At 48.7% G+C, this 12,555-nt stretch carries 11 protein-coding genes; 4 read left to right on the forward strand and 7 right to left on the reverse strand.

Going from position 1 to position 12,555, the window contains the following annotated elements; all coding sequences use genetic code 11:
• Positions 1-110: 110 nt before the first annotated feature.
• From MTF70_RS07705 to doeA, 5 genes are all read right to left on the reverse strand, one after another.
• Complete coding sequence (locus tag MTF70_RS07705) at positions 111-1,514, reverse strand: aspartate aminotransferase family protein (protein WP_205461095.1); 1,404 nt, start codon at positions 1,512-1,514, stop codon at positions 111-113.
• A gap of 41 nt (positions 1,515-1,555) precedes the next feature.
• Positions 1,556-3,076 (reverse strand): NAD-dependent succinate-semialdehyde dehydrogenase, encoded by a 1,521-nt coding sequence (locus MTF70_RS07710; protein WP_017633578.1) that lies wholly within the window; start codon positions 3,074-3,076, stop codon positions 1,556-1,558.
• A gap of 155 nt (positions 3,077-3,231) precedes the next feature.
• A complete protein-coding gene (locus MTF70_RS07715; RefSeq protein WP_017633579.1) occupies positions 3,232-3,711 on the reverse strand; it encodes an Lrp/AsnC family transcriptional regulator in 480 nt (159 codons plus the stop codon).
• A gap of 124 nt (positions 3,712-3,835) precedes the next feature.
• Positions 3,836-4,843, reverse strand: coding sequence for a N(2)-acetyl-L-2,4-diaminobutanoate deacetylase DoeB (gene doeB / locus MTF70_RS07720; RefSeq protein ID WP_017633580.1), 1,008 nt, complete (start codon positions 4,841-4,843; stop codon positions 3,836-3,838).
• Positions 4,844-4,897: 54 nt separating this feature from the next.
• Complete coding sequence (doeA, locus tag MTF70_RS07725) at positions 4,898-6,085, reverse strand: ectoine hydrolase DoeA (protein WP_005373780.1); 1,188 nt, start codon at positions 6,083-6,085, stop codon at positions 4,898-4,900.
• Positions 6,086-6,356: 271 nt separating this feature from the next.
• On the opposite strand from doeA, the gene MTF70_RS07730 reads away from it, so the two are divergent.
• Positions 6,357-7,790, forward strand: a complete 1,434-nt coding sequence (locus MTF70_RS07730) for a PLP-dependent aminotransferase family protein (protein WP_080996739.1) — start codon at positions 6,357-6,359, stop codon at positions 7,788-7,790.
• Positions 7,791-7,810: 20 nt separating this feature from the next.
• Here MTF70_RS07730 and MTF70_RS07735 read toward each other — a convergent pair whose 3' ends face one another.
• Complete coding sequence (locus tag MTF70_RS07735; RefSeq protein WP_025767975.1) at positions 7,811-8,833, reverse strand: AraC family transcriptional regulator; 1,023 nt, start codon at positions 8,831-8,833, stop codon at positions 7,811-7,813.
• Positions 8,834-8,964: 131 nt separating this feature from the next.
• Between MTF70_RS07735 and MTF70_RS07740 the strand changes: the two genes are divergently transcribed.
• From MTF70_RS07740 to MTF70_RS07750, 3 genes are read left to right on the forward strand one after another with little or no spacing between them, the layout of a single operon-like run.
• Positions 8,965-9,726: an SDR family oxidoreductase gene (locus MTF70_RS07740; RefSeq protein WP_025767974.1), complete on the forward strand. Its 762-nt coding sequence runs from the start codon at positions 8,965-8,967 to the stop codon at positions 9,724-9,726.
• A gap of 40 nt (positions 9,727-9,766) precedes the next feature.
• Positions 9,767-10,279 carry a 2,4'-dihydroxyacetophenone dioxygenase family protein gene (locus MTF70_RS07745; RefSeq protein ID WP_025767973.1) on the forward strand — a complete coding sequence of 171 codons (513 nt, stop codon included), beginning with the start codon at positions 9,767-9,769 and terminating at the stop codon, positions 10,277-10,279.
• Positions 10,280-10,283: 4 nt separating this feature from the next.
• Positions 10,284-11,342, forward strand: coding sequence for a zinc-binding dehydrogenase (locus MTF70_RS07750; protein ID WP_205461093.1), 1,059 nt, complete (start codon positions 10,284-10,286; stop codon positions 11,340-11,342).
• A gap of 82 nt (positions 11,343-11,424) precedes the next feature.
• Here MTF70_RS07750 and MTF70_RS07755 read toward each other — a convergent pair whose 3' ends face one another.
• On the reverse strand, positions 11,425-12,549 hold the full coding sequence (locus MTF70_RS07755; RefSeq protein ID WP_171342634.1) for an alkene reductase: 1,125 nt from the start codon (positions 12,547-12,549) through the stop codon (positions 11,425-11,427).
• Positions 12,550-12,555 lie beyond the last annotated feature (6 nt).

A 12,555-nucleotide genomic window follows, 5' to 3' on the forward strand; every position in this document is an offset into this window, starting at 1 on the left:
ATAGTGCTTTCTATGGGTCTAAAATGTTTGGTTGGCTTGTTGTCTCTTTAATGGAAAGTGCAAAGCGGGCCTTCTCCAAAGCCCGCGAGCATTACTGAAATCTAGGTGGGTTAAGGCTGCCACTGTTTAGATGTGACGAGGTTATCCATCACTTTGTTTACCGCTTGATGCGCTTTGTCGACAATGGTGTCTATATCGTTACGATTCGCGATAAGCGGTGGAGCAAAACCGAGGATGTCACCATGTGGCATAGCGCGAGCGATTAAGCCTTGCTCTAAACAGGCCGCCGCGATTTGCGGGCCTACTTTCAAGTTTGGATCAAAGTGTGCACGGCGGAGCTTGTCTGAAGAAAACTCCAACGCATGCAACAAGCCAACGCCACGAGTATCACCGACCAATGGATGATCGCTAAACGTCTCCGCCATGCGTTGCTGCAAGTAAGCGCCGACTTCGGCCGCGTTTTTTACCAAGCCTTCACGTTCAATGATATCGAGGTTGCAGTTCGCGGCTGCCGCTCCCATTGGGTGACCAGAGTAGGTATAACCGTGTCCGATAGCGCCCCATTGGTCGGTGCCGTTTTCTAGCACACTCCAAACTCGTTCACCGACGATCACGCCAGACAGCGGTTGATACGCTGAGGTTAACCCTTTCGCTACCGTGATGAGATCTGGTTTCATGTCGTAGTGCAGTGAGCCAAAATCGGAGCCGAGGCGACCAAAGCCACACACCACTTCATCCGCAATCAAGAGTACATCGTATTTGTCGAGCACTTTGCGAATCGCCTGCCAGTACCCTGCTGGTGGTGGCACAATACCGCCAGTACCGAGCACTGGTTCTGCAATCATTGCTGCTACCTTTTCTGGGCCTTCTTCCAAGATCATCGCTTCGAGTTGATCTGCGCAATATTGAGAGAATTCGAGCTCAGACATACTCTCGTCTTCACGGCGATAATAATATGGCGCGATGGTGTGTTTGATACGCTCAAGTGGTAAATCAAAATGGGCGTGGAACAGCGGCAAACCTGTCATTGAACCGGACGCGATACTCGAACCATGGTAGCCGCGGTCACGCGAAATGATTTTTTTCTTCTCTGGTAGACCACGAGCATTGTTGTAATACCATACCAACTTAAGTTGAGTTTCGTTCGCGTCGCTGCCTGACATGCCGTAGTAAACTTTGCTCATGCCTTCAGGCGCCATTTTGATGATGCGATCTGACAGTGTCACGAGCGCTTCGTTCGTATGACCGACGTACGTGTGGTAGTACGCCAGTTCTTTGGCTTGCTCATAAATCGCATCGGCCATTTCGGTCCTGCCATAGCCAATGTTTACACAATACAACCCGGCAAAGCCGTCTATCAGCTCGATGCCTTCTGAATCGGTGATGCGTATTCCGCTTCCGCTCGAGATAATTCTTCCCGGAAGCTCCCCGGCCGCATACTGCTTCAGGTGGGTTGAGGCATGAAATACTCTCTGACGATCGATCTCTAAAAGTTGTTGGGTTTTGTTACTCATGATCCTTCTCCTCGAATAATTGGATATCCATATTTCGTGTCTCAACTGCCACTGACGGTTGGTAAAGCGCCTAAGCAGCAGTATTTGATTTCGCTGTATTCTTCAAATCCGTGACGGCTTCCTTCTCGTCCAAGACCAGACTGTTTCACGCCGCCGAATGGGATAGGGTGCCCTGTCATTTTGACGGAGTTCACGCTCACCATGCCAAACTCCAAACCGCGCATGCAGTGCCAAATTTGGTGAATATCGTGACCATAAACATAGGCAGCTAAGCCGTACTCAGTGTCGTTGCTCATTTCAATCACGGTATCTAAGTCTTGGTAAGGCAATACGCCTGCCACAGGACAAAAATTCTCTTCGCGATACACCGCCATTTCAGGGGTTACATCGGCTAGCAATGTCGGCGCGAAGAAGTTTTCGCCTGGTACGGGCTGGTGGTATCCCGCTACCAATCGCGCGCCTTTGTCGAGCGCATCACGCACCAAATCATGCGCTTTATCCACCGCAGTGCGATTAATAAGCGGTCCCATGGTGGTTTTTTCGTCTAAGCCATTGCCTAAAACGATGTGGCTCATTTCCTTGGCAAACGCTTCCAAAAACGCTTCGTACTTATCGTCAGGGACGAAAATACGGTTTGCGGCCAAGCAGTCTTGTCCTGCGGTTTGAAACTTCGCATCCACGGCGGCTTTGGCTGCTTGCTCGACATCCATATCTGGCAGCACGATGAAAGGGGCGTTACCACCTAGCTCCATACTGCACTTCTTCACGGTTTGTGCCGCGTCGCGTAGCAATAGTTTGCCTACTCGAGTTGAGCCTGTGAACGAGAGCGCTTTGACTTTATCGGAGTGACACAAGGTTTGTGACACCATCACCGCATCGCCAGTGATCACGTTAAATACACCAGGTGGAAAGCCAGCTCGGTCTGCTAACTCTGCCAACGCTAACGCAGAAAAAGGCGTTTCACTGGCGGGCTTAATGAGCACCGGACAGCCTATTGCTAGTGCGGCTGCGGCTTTGCGTGTGATCATGGCATTAGGAAAGTTCCATGGCGTAATCAGTGCTGCGACACCAATTGGCTCGCGCACCGTTGATAGCTGCGCATTCGGAATATGACTTGGGATGGTTTCGCCATAACAGCGGCGTGATTCTTCGGCAAACCAACGAACAAAGGATGCGCCGTAGTCAATCTCACCTACAGCATCACCTAGTATTTTTCCTTGCTCCATCACCATCAAATGAGCAAGATCTTGCTTTGATTCTAGAATCAGGTCGTGCCAACGCATGAGAATTTCAGCGCGCTCTTCTGCTTGCATTTTTCGCCATTGACGAAAGGCTTGGTCGGCTTCATCAATCGCTTGATAGAGTTGTTGCTGAGAAAGCTTAGTGATGTAACCGATGACCGTGCCATCTGCTGGATTATCCACCGGATGAAATTGATCACCACTTACCCATTTGCCATTTACGTACGCTAAACCTCTCACCAAACGTACGTCTTTCATTATCGCCATCATGTCGTGCGAGGCTTTTAATTCCTCTGCATGTAAGCTGTGCAGTGCTGTCATGAGTCCTTCTCCCAGCATCGTTGTCCATAATGAAACTGTAATGGAGCAGTGACCGAAATAATTTCTGATACCGAGGTTTAAAACGTCAGAACTTTCTTTTTAGTGCCGTTAAATATGGTGTTTTTTCTGTTCACGTCTGATGCGCATTTTCCCTTTTATAACAAAGCGTTTTGGTTTACTTCGAATGTGCCCGCATCACGTTTGATTGTTTTTGTCACAATGTAAGTAAAGTAGCGCTCAATGCCCACATCTGAGTCTAACCAGCTGTCGATAAGCCGCTGATATTGGTCGATATCTTCTGACTGAATTTTAAGGATGTAATCGACACCACCGCCCGTGGCATAGCAATCAGTGACTTCTGGTGAATGTTGAACCAGTTGCTCGAAGCGTTTGAACGCTTGGGCGTTGTGTTCTTTGAGCGTAACTTCAACCATAACCGACGTTCGTTTGAACAAAATATCGGTATTTACTCTTGCTCCGTAGCCTTCAATGATGCCTGCTTCTTCCAGTTTTTTGACGCGCTCCCAGCAAGGGCTCACGGATAGGTTGATGGCCTCGGCAAGGTGAGATTTGGTGATACGACCATTATCATGAAGTATTTGTAGAATTTTTACGTCGTAGCGATCGAGGCGCATAATGAGTCTCCCTGTAGAATACTAATCATTTCATGAAAGGCTGATGACTGGTCGCTGTTATAAGGTGCTTTCCAGTTTGCTTCTGGTATGCCATTTGTTTTGATTTCTTTAGTTGGCTTTTCAATCAGCCTATCTCGCCGCAGTCTTCGGCTATAACTGCGATAGTGTCACCGATATTCACCATAGCAGGAAAACGACGCGCCGCGAAAATACCATTGCGCTGTGACTTGTACTCAACGGGGGCGGTACCTGTGCGCTCGGTCGAGAAGATTCTCACTAATACATCGCCCTTTTTGACGGTATCGCCAAGATCAAATAAGTATTCTGTGATGCCGTGGTGCTGGCTTTGCACATAACAACTTGCATCAGGCATATCTAATAACTTAGTTGGTTGGGTTGGTTGTTCGTAGTCACCGGGCAAGTTGCCTGAGAAGCGTAAGAAGTTGCGAATGCCACGGTCGGAATAAGCGATGGTTTCTGGAGTGCTGGTTCCGCCTCCTCTTAGTTCGGTGGTAACAAAGATTTTTCCCTGAGACTCCACGGCAGTGTCATACAGGCTGGTGGCGTCCATTTCGAGCAAGATCATGGTGTAAGGTGCGCCAAACAGTTTTGCACCTAATATGCAGGCTTCTTCTTGATCGAGATTGTCGAGACGATGGGCAGCGGCGAACGGAACGATATCTAACGTTTTACCACCTGAGTGAATGTCTAACGCAAAATCGCACTTAGGAACTAGGTAACGAGTAAAATAATCCGCAATTTTCTCGGTCACTGTGCCTGTGGGGTTGCCGGGAAAGCTGCGATTTAAATTCCCTTTATCGATAAACGACGTACGTGAGGCATTTTGTACCGCAGGTAAGTTCATCATGGGTACAATAATGACACGACCTTGGATTTGATCTGCCTGAAGCGAGTTCGTCAATTTTAGCAGGCTGGTGATGCCTTCGTATTCGTCTCCGTGATTACCGCCAGTAAGCAGTGCGGTTGGTCCGTGACCATTTTTGATCACGGTGATAGGTATCATAATACTTCCCCAAGCAGAGTCGTCATGTGAATAGGGCAGCGTTAAAAAGCCGTGCTGTACACCTTCTCGGTCAAAGTCTATGGTGGCTGTGATCGAGCTTTTTTGCATATCAAGTCCTTTTAGTTCTCAGACCTAGCTCAACAGAGCCTGAGGTTTGAAAAATTAGTGTTTAACAAATAAGTGGCGTGGAAAGTCACACAGCGTTTTTGCTCCATCATGGGTAATGACGATACTTTCCGTTGTTTCTAACCCCCAATCTTTGAACCACAGCCCCGGCATAAAATGGAATGTCATGCCTTCTCTCAAGATGGTTTTATCGGTGTCTCGCAAACTCATGGTTCGTTCCCCCCAATCTGGCGGGTAGCTCAAACCTATTGGATAGCCACAACGGGCGCCTTCGCGTGAGAATCCCGCTTTATCGAGAACCTGGTTTAGTGCATTGGCGATGTCGGCGCAGGTATTTCCGGGCTTTGCCACTTTTAGGCCTGCTTCAAGTCCTAAAGTTAGGGCTTCGTCGGCTCGTTTGAACTTGTCGTCAGGCTCGCCAAGAAAAATAGTGCGTGAGAGTGGGCAATGGTAACGTCGGTGCGCCCCTGCGATTTCAAAAAACGTCCCTTCGCCTTTCTTGAAGGGTCTGTCATCCCAAGTCAGGTGAGGTGCGGAAGCATCAGAACCTGATGGCAAAAGCGGCACAATCGCGGTGTAATCGCCAAAGTGGTCTTCATGCCCGAGCACGGCTTGGCGGTTAATCTCGGCAACAAGGTGGTGTTTCGGTAATCCTGGTTCAATCATGTCGAACGCGACGCGGTGCATATTTTCAACAATGCGAGCGGCACGGTACATGTACGCCAGTTCTTGATCGGATTTAACGGCGCGGCACCAGTTGACTAGTCCGGTTGCATCGAGAAGTTGAGCATTCGGTAGGTGCGTAGTGAGTGATTCGTAAGCGGTGGCGCTAAAGTAATAGTTATCTTTTTCTACGCCGATACGACCACGATCCCAAAGGCGCGGAGCCAGTACGGCTTCGACTAGGAAATCCATCGGGTGTAACGGCGGGTTCATTACATAATGGTCTGGATAGTAGGTAATGTTTTCTGCCGACATATACGCAGTCCTGTATGCTCCGTTGGCATCTTGGCAGCGTCCAAACCAAACAGGTTCATCAGATGGACCAACAACGACACATTGTGGCACGTAAAAAGACCACCCATCATAGCCTGTCAGCCACGCCATGTTAGAAGGGTCATGAATGATAAGGACATCCAATTCTCTTTCTTCCATCGATTGCCGAACTTTCGTTAACCGATCCTGGAACTCATCCAGTGTAAAATGCAAAGCAACGCCTCTCATATTTTCTCCTTGTTAGAAATCCGACGCCTTATGGGCCTTCGGAGACGCTGAGGTATTTCTACCTTCTACCAGCTAGCCAGATCTGCGTTAAAAATGATTGCAATTTACCTCTGGGGTTGTATTTGGATTGAACGATGCTGTTTAACATGTTTGTTTAACCCATACATTTCATGTCAATCATTACAATTGTGGTTTATTTTTGTGCATTTCACCTCGTTTTGTGAGTTAAAGTTCGCCATTTGTTAAACGGAAGTTACAATGAGCGTTAAAAATGAATCAATTAAAATATTGTGTCATGACAATTTCTTTGAACCCGATCATTCGGCCAGGCACCGCTAAATACATCTCCATTGGTAACTATCTTGTCGAATGTGTCCGCAGTGGTTATCTAAAACCGGGGACTCGATTACCCACACATCGTGAGTTTGCAGAGCAAATTGGCGTCAGCGTACAAACGGTGAGCCATGCATATGGTTATGCAGAGAAAAAAGGGGCGATCGAGTCTTGGGTTGGGAATGGTACTTTTGTCAAATCAGGTTTTGTGGATGAAAGTACGGACACGGAGTTCATGCTGACACAAGAGATGAAAGAAACGCCGGATGAAATTGATATGTCGATTGCACATCCAGTGGTGACCGATCGCCACATTACGCTTTTTAATCAGGCGTTAATGGAGATTGCTGGGCAAACAAACAATCGTGGTTTGATCAGTAAAGCAAAGCCGGTAACAGGTCAGCCTCATCATATTGAGTCAGGAGCACGATTTCTAAGTAGCCAAGGATTGGATGTGGGTGCCGATCAAATATTACTCACAAATGGCGCATGCCATGGTTTAACGTTGGCTTTAAGCACAGTTGTTGAACACGGCGATTTAGTTGCTTGTGGTCACTTGGTTGATCATGGCTTGATCTCTCGCTCGAGAATGCTTGGATTTAAGTTGCAACCACTTGAAATGGATGAGTTTGGTATAACGCCGGATGCATTTGAATGGGCATGTAAACACAAACCAATCAAGGTATTGTGTTGCACACCGAGCATGGCTAACCCGACTAGTGCGCATATGGATGTTGAACGCCGAGAGGCGATAGCGAATATTGCGCAGCAATACGACATCTATGTAATTGAAGATGACGTGTATGGAGCACTAGAACCTAACCGTGTCCCACCCCTTGCCACATTGTTACCCGAACAAGCTTTCTATGTCACCAGTTTAACCAAAGTTGTAGCGCCAGGCATGCGCACTGGCTATCTGACGGTCCCACGTCATTTTTTGCAGCACGCGATTGGTCGTTTAGCGGCAACGAGTTGGTCTGCGACTCCATTACCATTTGAAGTTGCTCATTTGTGGATCGAAAACGGTACGTTAAATCGACTTATTCGCTTTCAAGTCAATGAGTTTGCCAAGCGACAGCGAATAGCAAAAGCCGCTTTAGAAGGGCATGTTTATAGCTCGCACCCGAATGGACAGCACATTTGGTTGAGACTACCCGAGCAGTGGAATAGCGATGATCTGGTTGCTTCGGCTAAGCGTTCAGGGGTGCAGATCACTGGATATAAACCGTTTGTTCTCGATACTAATCAGCCAATGCCTTACGTGCGAATCAGCTTGGGAGCAGAAACAAACCGAGGCTACATCAAACACGGGTTATCTGTGATTGCTGAAATTCTCGATACCAACCCTCCCACCTCACACTTTTTGGTTTGAACGATAGGTTATTTATGCTTTTAACTGATGGGCTTAAACGTTTGTAACTGAGTTTTTTCTTGTCGCCATTGCCTTGGCGATTTTCCCGTCCAGCGACGAAAGTGGCGGCTGAATACCGCAGTTTCTGCATAGCCCAGTTGCAACGCGATATCGGTAATACTCTGAATATTCTCACTTAAACGCTGCTCGGCGAAATCCTGACGCACTTGCTGCAGTAGCTGTCGATAACTCGTGCCCTGCTGCTTTAGCTTGCTTTGCAGCATTCTCGGGTGTAAATCCAATGCTCTGGCGACACGCTCCACGCTGCATTCTCCGGTCGATAGCAAACGGCCAATCATGTTTGCTGCTTGGTCACTGAGATTGTTGGGGTAACGGGTTTGCAGCTCTTTGAGGTGCTGTTGAAAATGGCGCTCTAGTGCGTCTTCATCTTGGTGGTTCTTAGCGTTAAGCAGAGTCGCTTTAAGTAGGATACCGTCAAACTTATCACCGAAACGCAGTTTGTTCTGCTGGGCAAACTTGCTTTTTTCTACTTCCAATGTTGCGTGTTGAGTCAAATGTAGCGCGAAGTGACTTGCTTCAATATCAAGCAGACTGGCAATAAACATCGCCAGATGCGACACACTGAGCTGCATCAACTGCGCGATACCTCGTTCGCTGTGCACATCAATATTGAGCGACAACCGTACCCAATCATCTTGTGGCGTCATGTTGAGAGTGACCCCTGACGAATGCAGATAGAGAAAATCATTCACCCGCGCCAAGGCTTCACCGACCGTTTGCGCCCGGGAAACCAGCATTGGTAAGTCTCCCAAGCTCTGTAGGTTTTGACGCTCGGCGAGCAACACGCCAAACAGCGGTTGCTGACAACGAGCAGCCGCTTCCTCCAGCAATTCAGCCAGCCTAGGGTAGGCGAGATACGTATCGGGATTGCGAAACTGCGCCGCAGACAGCCCGACGGCAGCCATAATCTCAACCGGATTCTGCCCCAGTTCGGAAACCAAGTTATCAAATTTATCGGCAGCGCCACTTCGTACGATATACATGTCTCGATTTTTAAATGTTAACAGGTTGTAAGTCGCAATGTATCAAATTTACTTCGCAAAAGGTCAAGTGAGTGTCAGTGAGTTGATCTAGGTTACATTTTGATAACAACAAAGCATGGATGAGAAGGTGTATGGAACTTATCAATAAAACGGCCATTGTGACTGGGGCAGCTGGTGGAATTGGCCAAGCCATCATTGCAAAGCTGAGAGAGCAAGGAGCCAAAGTGCTTGCTGTCGATATTTCAGAACAATCACTGCAAATGTACACAAGTTTTGACCCAAAGCAGTTGGGAACCTTTGTCGCGGACGTCACCGATTACCAACAAGTTGAAGCTATGGTGAAGTGCGCGGTTGAACAGTTTGGCTCGCTTGACATCATGGTCAACAACGCGGGCATCGGTGCACCGAAACCTCTGCTTGACCACGACCCAATTGTCGATTTTGAGCCGATCTCTAAGGTCAACCAAAATGGCGTTTACTACGGCATTCTTGCCTCTGGAAGACAATTCCAAGCGCAAGGCACGCCGGGCGTGATCCTCAATACTTCTTCTGTTTACGCACGAATGGCGTCTGAGATGACCTTTACCTACAACGTCAGTAAAGCCGCAGTCGATATGATGACCAAATGCGCCGCATTAGAACTCGCACCATTGGGTATTCGTGTTTGCGCTGTCGCTCCGGGACGCGTTGATACTCCGATGTTAAGGCAATACGAAGAGATTGGCCTGTGGGACCACATCCGCAAAGAACAGATGCGTCAAAACTTCACACAACCAGAAGAGATTGCTGATGTGGTGGCGTTTCTGGTCAGCGAGAAAGCCAACTGTATCAACGGTTGTACCATCAGCGCATCTGACGGTTTCGAGAATTTTAAGTACCCACTTATGGGATAGGCGAGTACGCCACATTACAGCAATAGCGAGGATGTAAGTTATGTCATTACCAGAAGTTATTCAGCACCAAGATTTCTTATTAACTCTTAATATCAATGAAGAGTCGATCATCAAAGACGCGCTACCGGGTGTGGATGTTTACCCATTGTTTCTTGACCCAGAAAACGGGACTTGGGTGATTCGCGCCAAGTTCAAATCAGGTATCACTCTGCCTAAGCACTTCCACACTGGTGTGGTGCATTTCTATACGCTGAGTGGCGCTTGGCACTACATTGAGTACCCAGATCAAGTCCAAACCTCTGGTAGCTACTTATATGAGCCGGGCGGTTCGATTCATACCTTTCACTGTCCAGAAGAGTCGGGTGGTGCAGATGGCTTTATGGTGATCCAAGGTGCGAACATTAACTTTGACGAAGAGGGTAACTTCATCAACATCATGGATGCAGGTTGGATTGAGCAAGTGGTGGTTGCCGCTGCCAAAGTGCAAGGCTTCACTGCGCGCTATATCAAACCGGGTGCGATTGCTGCCCTGAGTGATGAGCTTGCGGAGTAACCCCATGCAACAGATGAACAGTATCGTAATGCAGGATGGTAGTGTCCGCCTGAAGCAAGTCGAAATCCCTCAACCCGCAGCGGGACAAGTGTTGGTTCGCAGCCTTGCCTGTGGCATTTGTGGCTCCGACCTTCACATTACTCGACACGCGGATGAGGTATTTGATGTATTCCACCAGCTCGGGTTGATACCTGATGAATCCGGTGAGCACGCTCAAGTGATGTTAGGGCACGAGTTCTGTGCGGAAATTATCGAATACGGTGCCGATACGCAGCAAACGTTGGCTGTTGGTAGCCGAGTCACCTCAGTGCCGATGTTACTCAGTCAAAATGGCGTGGGCGTTGGTGTTACTCCGGGTACTTATGGCGCTTACTCTGAGTACTTCCTGCTTGATGAAGCGTTATTGCTACCTGTCCCAGACGGAATGCCGTCTGAGGCGGCGGCATTAACCGAACCACTAGCGGTCGGTTTGCACGCGGTCAACCGCAGTGAAATCGAAACGGAAGAAACAGCGCTGGTTGTCGGTTGCGGCCCTATAGGGCTGGCGGTGATTGCTGCACTGAAACAACGTGGCGTCAGCAATATTCTTGCGGTCGATCTTCAGGAAGAAAAGCTGCAACTTGCCAGCGAGTTTGGCGCAAATCGATTGATCAACCCGACCAAGGAAGACGAGATCGCCGTTGGTGAGCAGTACGCGATGAATTCACGCCTGGTCATTTATGAGTGTGTTGGCAAGCATACCTTGATTGACGATTTTCTGCGCCGCGCTCCTGCCCGAGCGCGAATCGTCATCTCGGGTATCCATACGACACCCGCAATCATTAACTACGCGTACGCGACGGTAAAAGAGCTCGATTTGAGATTCTCTTACTACTACCAACCGCACGAGTTTGAGCAATGCCTACAAGCGATTGCCGAACATAAGTTGCCTTGGCAGAAAATGCTCACCGCCAAAGTGGGAATCGATGGTGTCGAAGACGCATTTACAAAGTTAATGACGCCAAATGATCACATCAAAGTCGTTATCGAACCTTGGCGCAGCGGCGCGTTAGAAGTGATTTAACTCTTAGCCAGATTAAGCTAGCTAAAACCAATTTTAGTTTGGTGACAGCCCCAACCGTAGCAGCTAGGTTGGGGCTTTTTTGTTAGGCCTGTTCTGCGCATTCCTGTTGCAGAGCAGGGTAATCGGTGTAGCCTCGTTCGTTTCCGCCAAACAACGTTGAGCCATCGAGTTCTGCCAACGGATGGTGATGTTGCAAGCGAGAGACTAAGTCTGGGTTTGCTACGAATGGCCGTCCGAATGCGACAAGATCCGCGTAGCCTTTCTCTAACACTTCGTTTGCTCGTTGAGGATTGTAGCGACCTGCGACAATGATAGCGTTGCGAAAGCGCTTTCTAAGTTCGATTCGGAACGTCTCTGGAATCGTTGGTGCATCGGCCCAATCGGCCTCGGACAAGTGCAAGTAGGCAATGTCGCGCTCCTGTAGCTGTTTTGATGCCTCTAAGATCGTTGGCACGATATCTGGGCAGTCCATATCTTTAAAGGTAATGAATGGTGCCAATCTCACTCCAACTCGATGCGCACCAACAGCGGCGATAACTGCCTCCACTACTTCGATAAGAAAACGGATACGATTTTCTCGTGAACCGCCGTAGTTGTCTGTTCGATGGTTTGAGTTGGTTCTTAAGAACTGATCGATCAGATACCCATTCCCGCCGTGGATTTCTACACCATCAAAACCCGATTCAATGGCGCGTTTGGCTGCGTTCGCGAAATCACCGACAACTCGGTTGATATCTGCTTGTGTCATGGCGCGAGGCTCAACACAATCGACCATATTGCCGTTGCCTTGTTCATCTGCAATCCAAACTTGCGTCTCTACCGGAGCGAGCGCAGATGGCGCGATAGGCTGTTCACCATTTTGGAATGTTGGGTGAGACACTCTGCCCACATGCCATAGCTGACAAAACATCGCTGCGCCTTGTGATTTGACCGCTTGGGTCACACCTTGCCAGCCCGCCACTTGCGCATCGGTGTAAACGCCAGGGGTGAACGAATAGCCTTGAGAATCGTCCGAAATTTGCGTGGCTTCGGAAATGATCAGCCCGGCAGAAGCGCGCTGTTGATAATACGTTGCCATCATCTCATTCGGGATGTTGCCCGGCTGAGTGGTGCGTGCGCGAGTCATTGGTGCCATGACAATACGGTTTTGTAGTGACAACGATTTCAGTTGAGCTGGCTCAAACAGCTTATTTGTTCTTTGTTGCATGTTGCG

Source organism: Vibrio sp. 2CM40D (assembly GCF_023161825.1).
In the GTDB taxonomy this organism is placed as follows: Bacteria; Pseudomonadota; Gammaproteobacteria; order Enterobacterales; family Vibrionaceae; genus Vibrio; species Vibrio alginolyticus.